The sequence below is a fragment of the Streptomyces scabichelini genome, assembly GCF_011045015.1.
In the GTDB taxonomy this organism is placed as follows: Bacteria; Actinomycetota; Actinomycetes; order Streptomycetales; family Streptomycetaceae; genus Streptomyces; species Streptomyces scabichelini.
Window position 1 is genome coordinate 33393 of the sequence record NZ_JAAKZY010000017.1, and the last position, 18093, is coordinate 51485.

The following is an 18093-nucleotide window of genomic DNA, read 5'->3' on the forward strand; positions in this document are numbered from 1 at the left end:
GGCCATGGGCTCGCGTCCCAGCCCGGACCCGCCTTTTTGTGCCGCCGTCACAAAACGGGAGGTGGACGTCTCGGGTACGGTCCGGCCATGAGCGCCGCGAGTGTCAACGTCGACATGATCGTGCGGGACGTCGCCAGGCGCACCCAGGCCGATCTCGAGAATCTCACCGCCGAGATGACCTCGATGTTCGTCGAGGTCATCCCCGAGTTCCGCCACGACGACGCCGTACGACGGCTGATGGTGGCCAGTACCGCGTCGAACCTGGCGGCGATCGTCGACATGCTGGCGCTGAACATCTCCCTCGACGACATCACCGTCCCACCGGCCGCGGCGGAGTACGCCCGCCGCTTCGCCCAGCACGGCCTGTCTCTGGAGGCGCTGCTGCGTGCCTACCGCCTCGGCGAGCACATGCTCGTCCAGCGGGCCATGACCACCCTCGGCCGTCTCGACCTGACCACGGACGCAGCCCTGGCCGCGGCCGGCCAGATCGCGCGACTGACGAACCGGTACATCGACCAGGTCATCGAGGGCCTCATCGCCATCTACGAGGACGAACGCAGCCGGTGGGACGCACGTTCCGACGCGGCACGCGCCGCGCAGGTCCGCGCGGTGCTCGACACCGAGGGGCTCGACCTCGCGTCGGCCGAGAAGATGCTGTCGACGTCCCTGCGCGGCTGGCACCTCGCCGCGATCATCTGGACGCGGCCCGGTTCACCCGACCCGGACGCGGCCCAACTGCGCACCGGTGCGGCCATGTTGTCCGCGGCCACCGGCAAGGCTCCACTGACGATCTCGGCGGACGAACGAACGCACTGGGCCTGGATCTCATCCAACGCCAAACCAGCCCTGGACGTACCCCTCCTCCAACACGAACTCGACAAGCACCCGGCACTGCGGATCGCCGTCGGCGACGACCCGTCCCCCGGACTCGACGGCTTCCGGCAGACCTTCAGGGACGCGCAGCGCGCCCGCACGGTCGCCGTCACCGCGGCCGACCCGCACCGCGCGCTCGTCCTCCACTCCCAGGTCGCGCTCGCCGGCCTCCTCGTCGATCACCTCGCCGACGTCAGGGCGTGGGCCGGACGCGTCCTCGGCGGCCTCATGCGCGACGACGTCGCCACGCTCCGCCTGCGCGAGACCGTGCAGGTGTTCCTGGACGCCCAGGGCAGTTTCACCGATGCCGCCGCACGCATGCACGTCCACAAGAACACCGTCCACTACCGCGTACGCAAGGCCGAGGAGATCCTCGGCCACCCCCTCACCGAGAACCGCCTGGACATCGAGGTGGCCCTGCTGACCTGCGCACAGCTCGGACTCGGAGGAGCCGTGTGATCTTTTCAGCCATCCGCGATGCACTCCGCAGCCGCGGCAAAGCGGAAGGAAACGGGTCGTACCGGTCGCGCACCCGCGTGGGACGCGGGCCGTGCGCCGGACTGTTACCGGCGTTCCGGGGTGATCTGTACAGGTTCTGAGGCACTATCCAGTGGTGCTCCTTCCGATATCCCGGCTGCCGGTGTCCGGAACGGGGGTACCGGATGCCGTACCGCAACCGCAGTGGCTGAAAACGTGTCTTTGGACGCGTGGCCGAAGCTCCGGGGCGGGTGAGTTTCCGGTAGCACGTGCGGCCTTGGGGGGCTGGGATGAACACATGGGGAGTGCCCGGATACACCGAGTCACTGGAGCTCGGATCAGGGGCGAGCGGGCGTGTCGTCCTGGCCGTGCACGAGGAGACCGGCGTGCCGGTCGCGGTGAAGTACCTCAGCGAGTCACTGCGCACGCGGCCGGGCTTCGTACGCGACTTCAGGGCGGAGGCGCGGCTGCTCGGCGGCCTGGAGAGCCCGTACGTCACCGGGTTGTACGAGTACGTCGAGAGCCCGGACGGCGCCGCCATCGTGATGGAGCTGGTGGACGGTGTCTCGCTGCGGACCCTGCTGGCCAGGGAGAGTCCGCTCGATCCCGAGGCCGCGCTCGTGGTCCTCAAGGGGTCGTTGCTCGGTCTGGCCGACGCGCACCGCATCGGCGTCGTCCACCGCGACTACAAACCGGCGAACGTCCTGGTCATGCCGGACGGATCGTCCAAGCTGGTCGACTTCGGGATCGCGGTGGACGCCGGCACCAGCGTCGGCGTGGCGGGAACCCCCGCCTACATGGCCCCGGAGCAGTGGACCGGCGCGCCCGCCTCTCCCGCCGCCGACGTGTACGCGGCCACGGCCACCTTCTTCGAGTGCCTGACGGGCCACAAGCCGTACTCGGGTGACAATCTCGCCGAACTCGCGCTGCAGCACGTCGACGCGCCCGTACCCGCCGAGGAGGCCCCCGAGGCGGTGCGGGAGCTGGTGCGGCGCGGTCTGGCCAAGGATCCGCGGGAACGGCCCACACACGCCGAGGAGTTCGTCACCGAACTGGAGGCGGTGGCCGGCGCCGCCTACGGGCCCGACTGGGAGGAACGCGGCCGCGGCCGGCTCGCCGCGCTGGTGGCCCTGCTGCCGCTACTGCTGCCCTCGGCCCGCAACGCCCCGCGTACCACGACGGACACCGCACGCACGGTCCTGAGCCGCGAACCGGGCCTCGGCCGGGCGCGGTCGTGGCGTCCCGGCCGACCAGGGATGCTGGTGGCCGGTGCGGCCGTGCTTCTGGCGGTGATCCTCACCTACGGCATCCAGCACACCCCGCTGGGAGCGGATCCGCAGCAGGCGGCGCAGGCCCTGGCTACCAGCAGAGCCCAGCCCGGTGTGGAGTCGGGAGAGCTCCTCGCTCCGCCGACCGCGTCGGCGAACTCGTCCACGCCGCCCCCGACGTCCACCGTGTCACCCAGCCTGTCGCCCTCAGGCTCGGCGACGGCCGGCACCGGCGAGCCCTCGGCATCCGCCGCCACCACGGACCCGGACCCTGATACGACGACACCCGGCGCGGCGACCACCGAGGCGACGCCGACGACTGCTGCCCCCACCGCGCCGGACGCCCCCACTGCGCCGGACGCACCCACCGCGCCGGCCGCTCCCGCCGTCAAGGACGTTGTGGTGTCGGGCTTCCGGCAGACGGGTCCGACGACCGCCTCGGCAACGATCGACATCACCACGGACGGCACCCAACCGTTCTCCATCACCGTCTCGTGGTCCACGGGCGACACCGGGGGACAGCCCGGCACCCCGGACGGTGCGTCCCAGACGTTCGAGCGCAGCGGCGCCACCCAGTACACGCTCACCGTCGACCACACCTTCCAGGGCAACGGCTGTTACTGGACGGTGCAGGCCACGACCACTCCGGCCTCCGCCGACGGCGGCGCCTCGCAGCAGCTTCTGACCAGGGGGTGTGTCATCGGATGAGCGCTCACAACGACCGCACTCCCGCGTCTGGCGAGTACTGGGAGCCCACCCAGGTGCTCGGCTCAGCCGACGAAACCCGGCTGCTCGACCCGGCCGACGCCGACACCTCCACCCTCCACCTCGGCCCCACCGACGAACACGCCCCGAGCGACGAACTCGGCTCCGCCGACGCCGAGTACAGCGCCACGGTGCTGGCCAGCCACTGGATCCAGCGGCCCGAGCCGGACACCGCCCTCGTCGGGCCGCCCTCCACGGGGATCCTGCCGCCGCCGACGCTGCCCGACCGTGCCGAAGGCACCGTGTTGCGTTTCGGCCCGGGGGTGACAGCCGCCGTCGCGCACCGTACCCACAGGACGTTGCCCGTGGTGCCGCCGCCTCGCGTGCCCGCGCGCCGACGTCTGCGAAGACACGCTCTGCCCGCGCTCGTGCTGATCGCCGTCATCGCCTTCCTCGCCTGGCAGCGCCTCGGGCCCTCCGTCGCGGTGCGTACGGCGGCGGTCACGGCCCGGCCGACGGATCTGGGATGCGACGGCACAGCGGACATAGTCGCCCTCGTCGCCACGAACGGCCGGCCGGGCACGCTCTCCTACCGCTGGATCCGAAGTGACGGCACCGCCTCGGGCGTCCTGCGCGAAGTGGTGGTCCGGGGCCAGAGACAGGCACGTCTGCACCTGCTGTGGACCTTCCAGGGCAAGGGCCACTACACGGCAGGGGCCGAACTACGGATCCAGTCCCCCGCCCACCGCACGGTCACCACCCACTTCACGTACGACTGCCCCTGAAGAGACGCGGCATGGCGCAGGTCGGCTGCCGGTCCGTGCAGATGCCTTGCCGCCGAGCTGCTGACCGCTGTCCGGCTACGACCCGAAGTCCTGGGTCCAGTAGTTGCCCGGCTGCGCCAGGCCCACACCGAGCTCCTTGAAGCCACAGTTGAGGATGTTGGCCTTGTGGCCGGAGCTGGACATCCAGCCGGCCATGACGCTTTCGGGAGTGCCGTATCCGGCGGCGACGTTCTCGCCCGCCGACCTGAAGCTGTACCCGGCACGGGCGAGCCGGTCGCTCATGGACGAACCGTCGGAACCGGTGTGAGACATGTTCTTGTGATCGGCCATGTCCTGGCTGTGGTCCTGAGCGGCCTTGGCGAGCTTGGCGTTCTCGGTCAACGGCGCGCAACCTGCCTTTTCGCGTTCGGCGTTGACCAGAACCAGCACACGATCTGTGGGACCGGACTCCGCACCGCCGGCGGAGGCGCGGGGAATACTGCTGGAACGCGTGGCCTTCGGAGTGTTCGGAGCATTCGGAGTGTTCGAAGGCGAAGCAGACTTGTCCGGCGCGCTGGAAGTACGCGTAGGGGTCGGGCGCTTGGACGCCGAGGGAGACGCACTCGGGGTTCTGGAAGGGGTGGCAGTGTCAAAGGTGTCCGCGGCGGAGGTGGTCGGGGACGCGCTTGGCGTCCGCGTGGGCGTCGGGTCGGTTACTGGATCCGATGCGTCCTGTCCCCACCAGGGGAACGCCACACTGCGCCAGTCTCCCGGCCCGCTGCCGCTCGCCAGCACGACCGAAGGAATACCCACGGCGCCCACAGCCACCACAATGACTGCGGTACGGGATATCTTCCCGCGCTTCCTTTTCTGGCGATGCTTGTTCATACGTGACCTCACTCGCCGGTCCGACATTGGGCAGAAAAGTAGCGCCTTTCCCTTTCCGTGAGAGTGAGTGCAGTGCACACAGCATCCGGTCAGCCTTGCCCTCGTGAGCCCGGTCATTATGGGGATCGGCGAGCCCACCGGGCAACGAACACCCGTACTGCTGCTGGGGGGTGCCGACGAGTTCGCCCGGGCCGCGAGACGTATGGATCCAGCTTGTCGGCACACAATCTCTACCGCCCGCACACACCGGTGACCAGGCCGAAGAGGCTTTCCCGCAGCCGCGGTCGTCAAATTCACCGATCGAGAAAATCAGTTGAATTGCCACTTGCCGTGGAAAATGTCCGATTGGGATTCAAAAGAACGGAGCCGTCGCCAGTATTAACCGGTCAATCCCTCCCATTGGGCAAAATTCTGGCGTGACACATATCACTCTGATTTGAGGTGTGGGAATTACTGATCCGGAACGGTGGAGTTGCCTGCGTGTCAGCCGGGTGTGATCGAGGTTGAGGGCGCGCGTCGGCTGTCGTCGGGCACGGAGAGCCGTCGCCGGCCGTCGCAACCCGGACTGCGACATGTGACCTCTTCGTCCCGAAGCAACTGGGGCGAGGGTGCTGCCTTGGGACGGTGTTGGCTGTGTTATCCGTCCACGACCTCCCGAGACAGCGCGACCAGCAGGCAGGATGGCCTCATGACAAAACTGTCCGTACGGTCGATCCGTCGTGCCTCCTCTGGTTCAGTGCTGTCGCTGTGGTCACAGGACTCCGTGTTGTCGATCGGCTCAGTGGGATCGGTGCTGTCCGTGGGGTCCGTCGGTTCGGCCTTGTCAGTCGGTTCGATCGGAAGCGCCCTGTCGGTCGGCTCGATCGGTTCCTCCCTGTCGCTGATCTCAACCGGGTCGTGGCTGAGCACGGGATCGTTGTTTTCCGCGCAGTCGCGGTGGTCGGTGCTGTCCTGGCGTTCCTCTCACGGTTTCCTGGCCGCGGGAGCGGTAGGGGCAGCGACCGGAGGCGCCGTGCTGTTGGCCCAGCTGCTGCACAAGGCCGAAACCCGCACCGAATAACTTCGATCAGACACGCTGTGGGCACGGGCGTCATCAGCAGCCGGGCCATGCGCGCGCACGACGCTTGCGCCGACCGGACCGCATCATCTCTCGGGCCGATCTGGAGTCCGTCGTGACTGCGCATACCGGGATCCGGCACTCAGATGATCCCGGCAACGCACACACCCCAGGCCGCTCACCTGGGGTGTGGCCCTGGTGAGAGAAGGGCCCTCTCGCGCAGGCCCTCTCGCGCAGGGCCTCTCGAGCAGGGATCCGAAGTCGAGTACGCGACGACGGATCACCTGCGTCAGCCCATGGCCGTCTCCGGCTCCGGGGCCGGCAGCTCGTCGAAGCTCTCGGTACGGGCGGCCGTGTGCTCCACCGGCCGTCGGGGCGTCTTGTCGAGCAGGAGCCGGGTGACGTCGGGGCGGGAGTAGTGGCCGACGGGATCGGCCGCGGCCTTGGCGACGGTGATGGCGGACAGGTCGATGTCGGCGTACAGGATGCCTTCGGCGTCCTCGGGAAGGGGCTCGGCCAGGGGGCTGCCGTCGGGGCCGTAGATTCGGGCGAAGCCGCCGCCGCGCTGCAGCAGTTGCCGCTTGACGGGATCGTCCCCGCAGAACAGGTCGAGGGCGGCCTCGCCGACGATCGCGCACGGGGCCAGGACGAAGACCTGGCCTTCGGCGGCGTAGAGCTGGGAAGCGGCGGTGTTGACCTCGGGGCCGAGAGCGTACGCGGCGCCCTTGTAGACGGAGAAGCTCGGCCAGGCGGCCACGTGGATCTGCTCGTGCTGGCTGAACATGGCGTACTTGGTCAGCGGCTGCAGATGCTCCCAGCAGCACAGCCCGCCGATGCGGCCCAGCGGGGTGTCGTGGACGGCCAGGTCGGTGCCGTCACCCTCGCCGAACACGGTGCGTTCCACATGGGTGGGCTTCAACTTGCGCCGGGCGTAGACCAGTTCACCGTCCGCTGAGATCAGCGCCTGGCCCATGTAGAGACTGCCGCCGCTGCGCTCGCTGTAGCCGGCCATCACGGCGATGCCGTTGGTGCGGGCGGCTTCCAGCAGGCGCTGGAAGCCTGGGCCGTCCAAGGTGAGGGAGTTCTCGTGGTAGCGGCCGAAGAAGGCGAAGCCCGCGGCGGGCGAGTCCAGCCACAGCCACCAGGGGTAGCCGGGGATGAACGTCTCCGGGAAGGCGATGAGCTGGGCGCCCGCCCCGGCGGCCTCCTCGATCAGGGCGATGCTCTTGTCGATCGTGGCGTCGGCGTCGAGCCATACCGGCTCGGCCTGGACGGCGGCGGCCTTGAAAGCGCCCGTGTACTCGACCATGGGGTTACTCCTTGTAGTCAGGGTTGTCAGACGGTGGTGGTGGCGGCTCGGGCGGGCAGGGGCAGGAACCCGGTGCGCGGGTGGCAGTTGACGTACTCGGCGGTGACCGACCCGCTGGGCAGCACCGACACTTCGTGCCAGAACGCGACGTCGAGCGGGCCTTCGCCCCCGCCGACCATCTGGAAGAAGCTCGCGTAGATCTCCAGGTGGGTGCGGTGCGACCGGCACCAGGTCATGAGGTGGTCCAGCGAGGCGAACCAGGCGACCGTGCACGCCCGGTCCAGGGCTGTGCCGTCGGCAGCCTCTTCGACGAGGTTGCGGGCCGCGATGCATCCGGAGTCCGGGTTGGCGGCAAGGAAGTCGACGCCCCGGTCTTTCACCGGTTTGACGTCGGCCAGGTACTTCTCGCGGTAGAGGGCGCTCGCGGACCAGTCCTGCGCGGTGCGGATGAGGGTGACGTTCCCCGGTACCTCGACGGTGACGCGCCGGCCCAGGCTGCCGCCGGGGGCGCGCGGTACGAAGCCCGGTAGCTCGGGCTTCAGCGTCTCGGTGGCCGAGGCGGCGATACGGTCGCGGGCGGCGCCCCAGTAGTCGTGCACCTGAGTCTGAGGCAGTCCGACCGCCGCGTACTGCGAAAGGCCACTGGTGGCGTAGTCCTCGCGGTGGTGGGTGTGCAGGGTCTCGTTGCGCTCGACCGGGATGACACACACCTCGCGCCAGTGGCCGACGGGCCCGTCGTCGGGCAGTCGCTCCCAGGCCGTACCGACGGCGTCCGACTTCTGCCACCGGTCGTACGCGGAGGGGTCGTACCAGTAAGCGAGCCACACCACGTTGTGCGCCCCGGCCGTGTCGGTGAACGACCCGCGGTCCAGCACATCCGGCCGATCCGGTCCGGCGAACAGCCCCGCGAGCGCGGCGGCGGCCCGTACGGTCTCCTCCTCCGACGTCGCCTGACAGCCGATCTGCGCGAACACGAACGCTTCGGTGCCTCGCGGGAACCGGGCACTGTAAGCGGTGAAGCGGGGGGTGTGCCCTGGGGGTGCGGTTCCGGCCATGTCGCCTCGTCTCTCGTGTCCTCCTGCGGTGCTGTGGATCGGAGGCTAGAAGCGGCGTACGGCCGGTCTTGACCGTCCGCGTCCGGAAAATTGACCGGGAACGACAGGACGGCAGGAAGGCAGGAAGGCACGCCGGGTGACCGGGGTCGACGGAAACCCGTCGTCCGCCGGGCGGCGCGTCACGCCCAGTCCACCGGACGGCGCGTCACGGTGCCGAAACGCAGGCGTGACGTCAGGCGAGCGAGTGGCTGGTTATGGTGCCTCCCTGGCCGGCGTGAGAGGGGAGTGAGGCGCGATGGCTGTCATCCTCTCCACCGAATCCGTGGCGCCCACCGACCGGCTGGCCTACTGGCACGACGCCGTGTGGAAGACCTTCGTGCCGCTGGATGTCACCGCTTCCAAGGACCAGCCCTTCTCCGGGAGCGTGGCCACGGAGCGCCTCGGCCATCTGCGGATCTCCACGGTCGACGCAGACGGGGAACGGGTCCGACGCAGCAGGAGCCTGATCGCCGAGTCCGCAGACGAATACCTGCTGCTCGGCCTGCAGACCCGCGGAACGGGCGTGGTCGTCCAGGACGGACGCACGGCGGTCCTGGGTCCGGGGGAGTTCGCCCTGTACGACACGACCCGGCCGTACACCCTGGACTTCCCGGACCGCTTCGAGACGGTGGTCTTCCAGCTGCCGCGCCGGGCACCGGGGCTGTCCGAATCGGACCTGCGGCACATCACCGGTGTGACGATCGGCGCCGACCAGGGTCTGGCCGCGCTCCTGGTGCCGTTCCTGTCCAGGCTGGCCGCCGAGGCCGGCACATACCGCCCCGAGGTCGGCGACATGCTCGCCCGCAACGCCGGGGACCTGCTCGCCACCGTCGTCATCGAACGGCTCGGCCGGGGCACCACTCGCACGGACGCCGCCCAGCAGTCACTGCTCCTGCGGATCCGCACCTTCATCGACGCGCACCTCGCCGATCCGGCTCTCTCACCCGAGGCGATCGCCGCCGCCCACCACATCTCCGTACGCCACCTTCAGCGCCTCTTCCAGGCGGAAGGCGCGACGGTCGGCGGATGGATCCGCCGCCGCCGGCTGGAGGAATGCCGCCGGGAACTCGGCCGCCCCCGCCGCGCCCGACCGACCGTGGCCGCCGTCGCGCACCGCTGGGGTTTCGTCAGCCCGGCCCATTTCAGCCGAGCGTTCCGCGCCGCCTACGGTATGTCCCCGCGCGAATGGCAGGCGCCGGCGGACGAGACCGGCGCATAGGAAGCCGGAGCGGACGCACAGCTGATCATCGCCGGCACATCCGGCACATCCGGCACCTCCTGACCGCCCTCGACTCGGCTCACCCGAACCGGAGCACGGTGCGGCGAACGGAGCGATCACGGCCGCAGGGCTCCTTTCCAGGTCGTCACATGGGACTTGGGTCGGCTGCCGCCTCCGTGGCGCACGAGAACGCCGTTCAATCCCGCCGAAGGAACGGCAGGCCAAGGGCCCCGGCAACACATCAGCCCCAGGCCGCTGACCTGGGGCTTTGGCAAGAGCGGGTGACGAATCAGTTGGCGCGCTTGCTACCTGAGGTGAGGCTTGTGCCGTCTGCCCCGAGGTGGGCGGAGGTCCGCACGACCCCTTCCGGGACCGTGCGGACCGCTGTCGGCGGTTGTCATCTGTCCGTCGGCATTGGCCTCGTGGCGGGGATCGGACGTCAGACGGGGCCGAGGGCCTGATGCCCGTCTCGCCCGCCAAGTAGTTCGTCACTCGCGTCGCCCCCGGTTCCATGCTGCGCACGTCGGCGGTGACGGACCAGAGCAAAGGCCCGGGCGGTGACGACTGCGGTGGAGGCGAGGGCCCCGGCTGCCGCGCATACGACAAGGGCCGGCCAGGCGTAGGTGGTCTGCGCCAGGGTTCCGGAGCGGTTCATCAACAGGCCGAGCAGCGAGGCGAGTTGAGTGAGGAGGAGGATCGGGAGAGTCTGGGGCAGCAACCGCATGGCCGTTCGCCACCATGGTCGCCGTGCGGTGTGCCGCGCCCATCGGGGCGCGCGCAGGACACCGCGGATGCCGAGGCCCGTCGCCAGCAGGGTCAGTGCCGCCAGGACCCAGTCGGCCGTCATCGAGAAGGGCCTCGCCACCTCGGGGTTCTTGCCCCGCGCGAGGTCGACCAGGCTCTGCGATATCTGGGCGGCGTCGTCTCCGGCGATCAGGCCGGTATTGGTGACGACCGCGATGCCGATCCTGCTGCCGGGCAGCAGTGTGGCCATGGAGTTGTGGGTCAGGAGTTGGCCGCTGTGCTGGATCTGCTCGGTCCCGCTGCCTTGCTGGTTCCGCCACCAACCCATCGCGTAGTCCGTGTCCTTCGGAGCCTTCGGTGGGGTGTGCGTGAGCTCGATGGTGCGTGCGGTGGCGATACGGCGGCCGTCGGCGGACACGCCCTGGTTGTTCTGTGCGATGAGCCACTGGGAGAGGTCGTCGGCCGTGGTGACGACACCGTGGCCGCCCGCGGTGAACCAGCGGGGGTGCGGACGGGAGAACACCGTGCCGTAGGCGCGGACGTAGCCGCGGGCCCGGTCGGGCATCTCGGTGGTCGTGTCGACGGATGCGGTGTGCGTCATGCGCAGCGGATCGAAGAGCTTGGCGGAGAGGTAGTCGGCGAAGGGCTGTCCGTTGACCACCTCGACCAGGCGTGCCGCGACGAAGTAGTTGGGGTTGTGGTAGCGGTGCTGGGTGCCCGGCGCGGTGGCGAGGGGCGCCTCGCGCATCGCGGCGACGGCCTCTTTAAGGGTGTGGGGTTGGGCGCGGGTCAGATCCGGGTAGGCGGAGTCGGCCATACCGGAGGTCTGGGTCAGGATCTGCCGGACGGTGATCTCCTGAGAGCGCCGGTCGGCCAGGGTGAACTCGGGCAGGTAGCGGTGCACGGGCTGGTCCAGGTCGACTTTGCCCGCCTCGACCAGTTGCATGACGGCGAGTGCGGTCATGGACTTCGACAGTGACGCCACGGGCAGGCGCGTCCGCTCCGTCATGTCCTGCCCGGACGCGCTGTGCCCGTACCCCGCGGTGTGGACGACCCGGTCGCCCTTGGTCACGGCGACCACCGCGCCCGGCAGACGGGTCTGCTCCAGGTAGTCGCTTACGAATCGGTCGATCGAGGCCGGATCCAGGGCGGCGGTGGACCGCGGGGCCGAGGAGGCCGGTACGGCGGTGGCCGCGACCGCGATACCGAGCGCGGCCAGCACGGTTCCGAGTCTGCGACGCGTGCCGGGAGGGACGGTGATCAGCTTCATGGAACCCAGTGCACCGGTCCCTCCCCCGCCGGCGCACTGGCACACACACGAGTTCAGAGGTAGTGCACGCACTACTGCCCCAAGATCCCCGGCTCGGTACGTTCGAGGAATGCGACATCGGACCGCCTGGCAGGCGCTCGGTCAGAACCCGCTGAAGGTGCTCGGCTCCAGCTGGCCCTGGCGGTCCTTCGCCTATCTGCTGTCCGGTGTCGTCTTCGGCGCCGTCGCCGGCGCGGTCCTTGTGGTCGCGCTCGTCGCGGGAGTCGTCTCGCTGGTGGTGTTGGTGGGGGTGCCGATCCTGCTCGGTGTGGCACTGTCCGGTGTCGCCGTCACCCGCTTCGAGCGGTGGCGCCTGCGCCTGGTGGACCTTGACCCGGTGCCGGACCCGCACCGGACCCCCGAACGCCCGGGATTCGCCGGATGGGTGCGAACCCGGCTGCGAGAGCCTGCGACCTGGCGTGAGCTGGGCTTCACTGCGGTGTCGGCGACCGCTCTGTGGTGGATGGACTTCCTCGTCCTGGGCTTCGCCCTCGTCGTCCCCGCGCTGGTGATCATGTCGCCCCTCGATGATCCCGGGGCCTGGCCGTTGGTGATCGTCGGTCTCTGCCTGCTCGCCGCCGCGCCGTACAGCATCACTGCCTGGGCCGGCGCCAGGGCGGCCGTCACACGTCTCATGCTGGCGCCGCGCGACAGCGAACTGGGCCGTGAGCTCACCGACGTACGGGCCTCCAGGGTGCGGCTGGTCGATGCCTTCGACGCGGAGCGGCGCCGGATCGAGCGGGACCTTCACGACGGGGCGCAGCAGCGGCTGGTCTCCCTCAATGTGATGCTCGGGCTGGCCGCCCTCGACACCGAGCCGGACTCACCGCTGGCCGGGCAACTCACCAAGGCACAGGAACAGGTCGGGCTCGCTGTCGACGAACTGCGTGAGCTCAGCCGCGGCGTCCACCCGAAGGCCCTCACCGACCACGGTTTGGCCGCCGCGGTCGAGAACCTGGCGGGGCGGTCCGCTTTGCCCGTCACGGTCGACATCCGCCTGCCTCGTCGTCTGCCGCTCCCTGTGGAGACCGCGGCGTACTTCGTGGTCGCCGAGGCTTTGACCAACGCCGTCAAGCACAGCAGGGCAACCCGAGTCGAGGTACACGCCCGCCTGCACACAGACGTTCTGGCTCTGTCGGTCAGCGACGACGGCATCGGCGGCGCCGCACCGGAAGCGGGTACCGGCCTCATCGGCCTGGCCGACCGTGTCGCCGTGGCGGACGGCAGACTCCGCATCTCCAGCCCTCAGGGCGGTCCTACCCTGATGCACGTGGAGCTGCCATGCCATTGACCGTCGTACTCGCCGAGGACTCCCCGCTGATGCGGGACGGCCTGGTCGGCGTGCTCACTCGCTTCGGCCACCAGGTGCTCGCCGCCGTCGGCGATGCGGACACCCTGATCCCGGCGGTCCGGGAACACGCTCCCGACATCGTCGTCACCGACGTCCGCATGCCACCGGACAACACCGACGACGGCCTGCGCGCCGCCGTCGCCCTGCGCCAGGAGCGCCCCAGCCTGCCGGTTCTGGTGCTCAGCCAGTACATCGAGCAGTCCTACGCTGCCCATCTGCTCGACCTGGGCAGCGACACCGGGGTCGGCTACCTCCTCAAGGACCGCGTCAGCGCCGTCAGCGAGTTCGTCGACGCGGTCGCCCAGGTCGCCGCGGGCGCGACGGTCGTCGATCCCGAGGTGGTCCGCCAACTCCTCAACCGCCGCCGCGATCCCCTGCAACGCCTTACCCCCCGAGAGCGCGAGGTCCTCGCCCTGATGGCCGAGGGACGCACCAACGCCGCCATCGCCCGCGAGCTGTACGTCACCGAGGCCGCAGTCAACAAGCACGTCAGCAACATCCTTCAGAAACTCGAGCTCCACCTCGACGGCCAGGCACACCGCCGCGTCCTCGCCGTCCTCACTTACCTCCGCGCATGACCGGCGATGGGCTGCCTCGCCGGCTGATCTGGAGTGTCCCTTGCCACTCCTGGGTAGTGATGCGGCGTCCTCAAACCACGGATTCGTCGTGTGGGTGCGGTCGCACAGGCTCGGTCGCACCGCTGTTGGCCGTGGTTGTCCGCTCTGCGACGGCGGCCTCGGTGACGACGAGGCGGCGGGCGAGCAGCTGGCGTACGACTTCGGGGTCGACGACCGTGGATCCGGAGGCGACGCGGGTTACGGCGTCGGCGAACTCCTCGACGTCACCGATGCGTTCCTTGAGCAGGTAGCCCGTTCCGACGCTGTCGCGGCGGTCGTCCAGCAGTTCCTCGGCGAAGGTCTGCTCGACGTACTGGCTGAGGACGAGGACCGCGAGCCCGGGCTGCTCGGACTGGAGTCGGCGGGTGGCCCGCAGCCCCTCGTCCGTCTGGCCGGGTGGCATACGGACGTCGGTGATGACCAGGTCCGGCCGGTGTTCCCGGGCCGCGGTGAGCAGGGAAGGGCCATGTCGCCCCACTCACCTTCGAGGACGGCCGTACGCGGCGGTTGCGCGTGACGGCCGTGATGGCCGAGTCGATGCCGTACCAGGTCTTCCTCCCGCGCGACCTGGTACGCGACCACGACCCTTCCGCACTGGCGGACGTCGCTTGCCGCACAACCCCCGGCCCCACGCGCCTCCTGGCCGGGCTCAGGGCCGACGAGATCTCCGTGCAGGCGTACGCGGCCTCGGACGACGCCGAGGAGGACCGGCTTGTGTGGATCTTCACTCTGATGCTCGTCGCCGTATCGGCGGGCTACACGGCGATCGCCGTCGCCTCCACCTTGCTGACGGCTACCGCGGGCCGGGTGCGCGACTTCCGCGTGCTGCGCCTGTCTGGTGCGACGCCGCGCCAGGTGCTGCTGGCCCTTACAGCCGAAACGTGCTGCGTCGTGACCCTGGGCGCGGCCCTGGGCCTGACGGTGGCCGCCCCGGCCCTGTTCACGCGACCGCTGATCACGCCGGACAGCAAAAAGGCCCGGGTCTCTGACCTGGGCCTTCTCCATGGAGCGGGTGACGAGAATCGAACTCGCGCTCTCAGCTTGGGAAGCTGATGTTCTACCATTAAACTACACCCGCGTGAGACGCCGATCGGGCTGTTCGGACCGGTGTCGGAAACGCGGATTCACTGTACCTCATGCCAGGCCCCCGGCGCCGAAGCCGTGGGGCCTGTGGTGGTTTCGGAGAGTGGACGGGGCTGCGGGGCGCGGGAGTTGGGGCGTACGGTGAAGGGGCGGGAGAGGGTCCGGGAGGGATCGGAGTGCCGCCTGGAGGGCCGTCTCGTTCGTCCCGTAATGTGGCGTTTCACGTCAGTCAGACGCGGCTCTTGGGGAAGGGACTCTGAGGACTTGATGGAACGCAGCACCGTCGTCCGTTGTGCCGAAGGGCACGTGTTCAGCACCGCTTCGCTTCCGATGCAGCAGGCCGAGCGGCTCGGCCCCGGACGGCTGATCCGCTGTCCGCGCTGTGCCCGGCTCCGGAATGTCGTGCCGGTGGCGATGGAGAAGCGGTAGCCGGACAACAAGCGATAGCCGGCCGGCAAGCGGTAAGCGGCCGGCAAGGGGTAAGCGGCAACCACGGCTACGGCTACACCCTGTGCGGGCCCGTCACGGTCTTCGGATCGTGGCGGGCCCGTCACCGTCTTCCGATTGTGGCGGGTCCGTCGCCGTCTTCCGATTGTGGTGGGCCCGTACGCGATGCGTATCCTCAGGGCGTGCTTCTCTCAGACAAGGACATCCGGGCCGAGATCGACTCCGGACGGGTCCGGATCGATCCGTACGACGAATCCATGGTGCAGCCGTCGAGCATCGACGTGCGGCTCGACCGCTACTTCCGGGTGTTCGAGAATCACCGCTACCCGCACATCGACCCCTCCATCGAGCAGGCCGACCTCACGCGCCTCGTCGAACCCAACGGGGACGAGCCGTTCATCCTGCACCCCGGGGAGTTCGTGCTGGCGAGTTCGTACGAGGTGATCAGCCTCCCCGACGATCTCGCCTCGCGGCTCGAAGGGAAGAGTTCGCTGGGGCGGCTGGGGCTTGTCACTCATTCCACCGCCGGGTTCATCGACCCCGGCTTCTCCGGGCACGTCACCCTTGAGCTGTCCAATCTCGCCACGCTGCCCATCAAGCTGTGGCCTGGCATGAAGATCGGCCAGCTGTGCATGTTCCGGCTCAGCTCGCCCGCCGAATCCCCTTACGGCTCCGAGCGCTACGGCTCCCGCTACCAGGGCCAGCGCGGGCCCACCGCCTCGCGGTCCTTCCTCAACTTCCATCGGACCCAGGTGTGAGGGCAGGGCCGGCATGAGCGACATACGCGAGAATCTCAGCTACGAGCAGTTCGGCGGCGCCGTTCGTGAGCTGGCGCAGACGATCGCCGATGACGGGTACGAACCCGATGTCGTCCTTTCCATTGCCCGCGGAGGCGTTTTTGTCGCGGGCGGGCTCGCCTACGCGCTCGACTGCAAAAATCTCCATCTGGTCAATGTGGAGTTTTATACGGGCGTCGGGACCACTCTCGAGATGCCCGTCATGCTCGCACCCGTTCCGAATGTCGTCGACTTCACCAACAAGAAAGTGCTCATCGCCGACGACGTCGCGGACACCGGCAAGACACTGAAGCTCGTGTACGACTTCTGCCTCGCGCATGTCGCCGAGGTGCGGTCCGCCGTGATCTACGAGAAGTCGCAGTCGCTGGTGAAGTGCGAGTACGTGTGGAAGCGGACCGATGAGTGGATCAACTTCCCGTGGAGTGTGCAGGAACCGGTGGTGAGGCGGGCGGGGCAGGTGCTCGACTCCTGATCGGCTACTCGGCGATCTCCGTTCGCTCCCACCATTCGTAGACCGGGAGTTTCCCCTCAGGCGTGTCCTGGGTGCGTGGCGTCGGGCGGAAGTGTTCGTATCCGCCGCGGTGCGGGATCTTCAGGTCCTCGCCGGCGGGAGCCGTGGCGGGGACGATCCTCTCGGGCAGGTCGTTGGGGCCGCCTTCGAGGGCCGCCTTGATCGCCTTGCCTGCTGCATTACCTGCTGTTTTGGCTGCTGCGTTGCCTGTCTTGGTGGCCATGTTTCCAGTCTTTCCAGCTCGTGTGGCTCGCGCATTTCAGACGGGTTCAGTCGCCCTCCGGCAGGCAGACCGCGGTGATCCGCTGGACCAGGTTGTTGCCGAAGCCGCCGCGGTTCCAGGGCTGGGCCAGGGGTTGGGCGTGGCCCGCGGCGTCGGTTGCGCGGGCGGTCAGTACGTGGGTGCCGGGTGCGGCCGTCCATGTCGTACGCCAGGTCCGCCAGGCCCATGCGCGCCCTTCGGACGCGTGAAGCTCGGCCTCGTCCCAGGTGTGTCCGTCGTCCGTGCTCACCTCGACCTTGGTCACCGGGGCGTGGCCCGACCAGGCGCGGCCCTCCAAGGTCACCGGGCCGGGGCGTACGACGCGGGTGCGGGACATGAAGTCGGGGAAGCCCGGCGGGATCATCAGCGCTCGCGGGGCGATCCTGGTGACCGGTTCGCCGGGGTCGTCGGGGGACTGACGGTAGCGATAGGCGACCGACTGCTGGAATCCCGTGAAGGGCGTGCTGGTCAGGGCGATTTCGCGGAGCCATTTCACATGGGCCATGCCGTACCAGCCGGGCACCACAAGCCGTACGGGGTGGCCGTGCTGCGGTGGCAGCGGGGCGCCGTTCATCTCGTACGCCACCAGCACCTCGGGATCGTCGGCGGTGGCGTCCGCGAGCGTGAGGCTGCGCTGGTAGTCCTGCTCGACGCCGCGCTCGACACCGTGGTCGGCGCCGGTGAAGACGGCCTCGACGGCGTCCGGCTCGACTCCGGCCTCGGCGAGCAGGGTCCGGAGCGGGACTCCGGTCCAGTCGGCGGTGCCGACCGCCTCCACCAGCCAGGGCTGGCTCACCGGTCGCGGCGCGAGCCGGGCCCGGCCGTTGCCCGCGCACTCCATCGTCACCCGGTGGGTCACCGCCGGGAACGAGCGCAGGGTCGCCATGTCCAGGCTCAGCGGGGTGCGTACCCGGCCGCGTACGGCGAGCGTCCAGTCGGCGGCTTGGGCGGCGGGGATGTCGTAGTGGACGAGTACGTAGTGCAGTCCGGGCGGCGTGACGTCATACCGCAGGGCCTCCAGCGGCAGCCCGTGGTTGCGGGCCGCGAGCGCGACTTCCTCCGGGCTGATCCCCTCGGCGGGCCCGGCGACGCGTGCTGGTGCACTGACGGCTCGTATGTCTGTTATGTCTGTGCTCGTGCCGGCGTCTATGTCTGTGCTCGTGCCGGCGTCCGCGTTCGCAGCCGTGCCGGTGTGCGTGTCCAGGGCCCTGTCCATCCCCCCATGGTGCGCTCGGGATCCGCGTCGCGCGAGGCCGTGGACGAGCCCGTCGGCGGGCCGATTGCGAGACTCCCCGTACGGGGAGACGCTGGAGAGGTC

General features: G+C 69.4%; 16 protein-coding genes, 1 tRNA gene and 1 pseudogene. 10 read left to right on the plus strand and 8 right to left on the minus strand.

The window, feature by feature from the left end:
* Window positions 1–87: 87 nt before the first annotated feature.
* The 3 genes from G5C60_RS08000 to G5C60_RS08010 all read left to right on the plus strand — a co-directional run bounded on the left by G5C60_RS08000 (window position 88) and on the right by G5C60_RS08010 (window position 4108).
* The gene (locus tag G5C60_RS08000) at window positions 88–1332 is read left to right on the plus strand and encodes an RsbRD N-terminal domain-containing protein (RefSeq protein ID WP_165256185.1); all 1245 of its coding nucleotides are present in this window, start codon (window positions 88–90) and stop codon (window positions 1330–1332) included.
* Window positions 1333–1640: 308 nt separating this feature from the next.
* The gene (locus G5C60_RS08005; protein WP_165256187.1) at window positions 1641–3326 is read left to right on the plus strand and encodes a serine/threonine-protein kinase; all 1686 of its coding nucleotides are present in this window, start codon (window positions 1641–1643) and stop codon (window positions 3324–3326) included.
* Complete coding sequence (locus G5C60_RS08010; RefSeq protein ID WP_165256189.1) at window positions 3323–4108, plus strand: hypothetical protein; 786 nt, start codon at window positions 3323–3325, stop codon at window positions 4106–4108. Before G5C60_RS08005 ends, G5C60_RS08010 begins: the two co-directional genes overlap by 4 nt.
* A gap of 75 nt (window positions 4109–4183) precedes the next feature.
* On the opposite strand, the gene G5C60_RS08015 is transcribed toward G5C60_RS08010, so the two are convergent.
* Entirely contained in the window at window positions 4184–5092 is a 909-nt protein-coding gene (locus tag G5C60_RS08015; protein WP_338145734.1) for a CAP domain-containing protein, read from the minus strand.
* Window positions 5093–5663: 571 nt separating this feature from the next.
* Between G5C60_RS08015 and G5C60_RS08020 the strand changes: the two genes are divergently transcribed.
* A complete protein-coding gene (locus tag G5C60_RS08020; RefSeq protein ID WP_165256193.1) occupies window positions 5664–6035 on the plus strand; it encodes a hypothetical protein in 372 nt (123 codons plus the stop codon).
* 286 nt (window positions 6036–6321) lie between these two features.
* Here G5C60_RS08020 and G5C60_RS08025 read toward each other — a convergent pair whose 3' ends face one another.
* Complete coding sequence (locus G5C60_RS08025; RefSeq protein ID WP_165256195.1) at window positions 6322–7341, minus strand: carbon-nitrogen hydrolase family protein; 1020 nt, start codon at window positions 7339–7341, stop codon at window positions 6322–6324.
* Window positions 7342–7367: 26 nt separating this feature from the next.
* Complete coding sequence (locus G5C60_RS08030) at window positions 7368–8315, minus strand: phenylacetaldoxime dehydratase family protein (RefSeq protein WP_338145735.1); 948 nt, start codon at window positions 8313–8315, stop codon at window positions 7368–7370.
* A gap of 376 nt (window positions 8316–8691) precedes the next feature.
* On the opposite strand from G5C60_RS08030, the gene G5C60_RS08035 reads away from it, so the two are divergent.
* The gene (locus tag G5C60_RS08035) at window positions 8692–9654 is read left to right on the plus strand and encodes an AraC-like ligand-binding domain-containing protein (protein ID WP_165256199.1); all 963 of its coding nucleotides are present in this window, start codon (window positions 8692–8694) and stop codon (window positions 9652–9654) included.
* A gap of 439 nt (window positions 9655–10093) precedes the next feature.
* On the opposite strand, the gene G5C60_RS08040 is transcribed toward G5C60_RS08035, so the two are convergent.
* On the minus strand, window positions 10094–11668 hold the full coding sequence (locus G5C60_RS08040) for a serine hydrolase domain-containing protein (protein ID WP_165256201.1): 1575 nt from the start codon (window positions 11666–11668) through the stop codon (window positions 10094–10096).
* Between the two features lie 109 nt (window positions 11669–11777).
* Here G5C60_RS08040 and G5C60_RS08045 point away from each other — a divergent pair, with 109 nt between their 5' ends.
* Complete coding sequence (locus tag G5C60_RS08045; RefSeq protein WP_165256203.1) at window positions 11778–12998, plus strand: sensor histidine kinase; 1221 nt, start codon at window positions 11778–11780, stop codon at window positions 12996–12998.
* Complete coding sequence (locus tag G5C60_RS08050) at window positions 12989–13636, plus strand: response regulator (protein WP_165256205.1); 648 nt, start codon at window positions 12989–12991, stop codon at window positions 13634–13636. Before G5C60_RS08045 ends, G5C60_RS08050 begins: the two co-directional genes overlap by 10 nt.
* Window positions 13637–13808: 172 nt before the next feature.
* On the opposite strand, the pseudogene G5C60_RS08055 reads toward G5C60_RS08050, so the two are convergent.
* A pseudogene (locus G5C60_RS08055) lies at window positions 13809–14135 on the minus strand (response regulator); the annotation flags it as partial.
* Window positions 14136–14679: 544 nt separating this feature from the next.
* A tRNA-Gly gene (locus G5C60_RS08060) sits at window positions 14680–14753 on the minus strand.
* Window positions 14754–15025: 272 nt separating this feature from the next.
* Between G5C60_RS08060 and G5C60_RS08065 the strand changes: the two genes are divergently transcribed.
* The 3 genes from G5C60_RS08065 (at window position 15026) to G5C60_RS08075 (ending at window position 16474) form a co-directional block, all read left to right on the plus strand.
* Window positions 15026–15187, plus strand: a complete 162-nt coding sequence (locus G5C60_RS08065; RefSeq protein ID WP_165256207.1) for a hypothetical protein — start codon at window positions 15026–15028, stop codon at window positions 15185–15187.
* A gap of 200 nt (window positions 15188–15387) precedes the next feature.
* Window positions 15388–15963, plus strand: coding sequence for a dCTP deaminase (dcd, locus tag G5C60_RS08070; RefSeq protein WP_165256209.1), 576 nt, complete (start codon window positions 15388–15390; stop codon window positions 15961–15963).
* A 13-nt stretch (window positions 15964–15976) separates the two neighbouring features.
* Window positions 15977–16474 carry a phosphoribosyltransferase gene (locus tag G5C60_RS08075; protein ID WP_165256211.1) on the plus strand — a complete coding sequence of 166 codons (498 nt, stop codon included), beginning with the start codon at window positions 15977–15979 and terminating at the stop codon, window positions 16472–16474.
* 4 nt (window positions 16475–16478) lie between these two features.
* Here the strand turns inward: G5C60_RS08075 and G5C60_RS08080 are convergent, their stop codons facing one another.
* On the minus strand, window positions 16479–16736 hold the full coding sequence (locus tag G5C60_RS08080; RefSeq protein WP_206439236.1) for a DUF5988 family protein: 258 nt from the start codon (window positions 16734–16736) through the stop codon (window positions 16479–16481).
* A gap of 46 nt (window positions 16737–16782) precedes the next feature.
* Window positions 16783–17991: a sulfite oxidase gene (locus G5C60_RS08085; protein WP_165256213.1), complete on the minus strand. Its 1209-nt coding sequence runs from the start codon at window positions 17989–17991 to the stop codon at window positions 16783–16785.
* Window positions 17992–18093 lie beyond the last annotated feature (102 nt).

Coding starts and splice junctions, on each gene's coding strand:
- G5C60_RS08000 (WP_165256185.1), top strand. CDS start 88: ATGAGCGCCGCGAGTGTCAACGTCGACATGATCGTGCGGGACGTCGCC.
- G5C60_RS08005 (WP_165256187.1), top strand. CDS start 1,641: ATGAACACATGGGGAGTGCCCGGATACACCGAGTCACTGGAGCTCGGA.
- G5C60_RS08010 (WP_165256189.1), top strand. CDS start 3,323: ATGAGCGCTCACAACGACCGCACTCCCGCGTCTGGCGAGTACTGGGAG.
- G5C60_RS08015 (WP_338145734.1), bottom strand. CDS start 5,092: ATGACCGGGCTCACGAGGGCAAGGCTGACCGGATGCTGTGTGCACTGC.
- G5C60_RS08020 (WP_165256193.1), top strand. CDS start 5,664: ATGACAAAACTGTCCGTACGGTCGATCCGTCGTGCCTCCTCTGGTTCA.
- G5C60_RS08025 (WP_165256195.1), bottom strand. CDS start 7,341: ATGGTCGAGTACACGGGCGCTTTCAAGGCCGCCGCCGTCCAGGCCGAG.
- G5C60_RS08035 (WP_165256199.1), top strand. CDS start 8,692: ATGGCTGTCATCCTCTCCACCGAATCCGTGGCGCCCACCGACCGGCTG.
- G5C60_RS08040 (WP_165256201.1), bottom strand. CDS start 11,668: ATGAAGCTGATCACCGTCCCTCCCGGCACGCGTCGCAGACTCGGAACC.
- G5C60_RS08045 (WP_165256203.1), top strand. CDS start 11,778: ATGCGACATCGGACCGCCTGGCAGGCGCTCGGTCAGAACCCGCTGAAG.
- G5C60_RS08050 (WP_165256205.1), top strand. CDS start 12,989: ATGCCATTGACCGTCGTACTCGCCGAGGACTCCCCGCTGATGCGGGAC.
- G5C60_RS08065 (WP_165256207.1), top strand. CDS start 15,026: ATGGAACGCAGCACCGTCGTCCGTTGTGCCGAAGGGCACGTGTTCAGC.
- G5C60_RS08075 (WP_165256211.1), top strand. CDS start 15,977: ATGAGCGACATACGCGAGAATCTCAGCTACGAGCAGTTCGGCGGCGCC.
- G5C60_RS08080 (WP_206439236.1), bottom strand. CDS start 16,736: ATGGCCACCAAGACAGGCAACGCAGCAGCCAAAACAGCAGGTAATGCA.
- G5C60_RS08085 (WP_165256213.1), bottom strand. CDS start 17,991: ATGGACAGGGCCCTGGACACGCACACCGGCACGGCTGCGAACGCGGAC.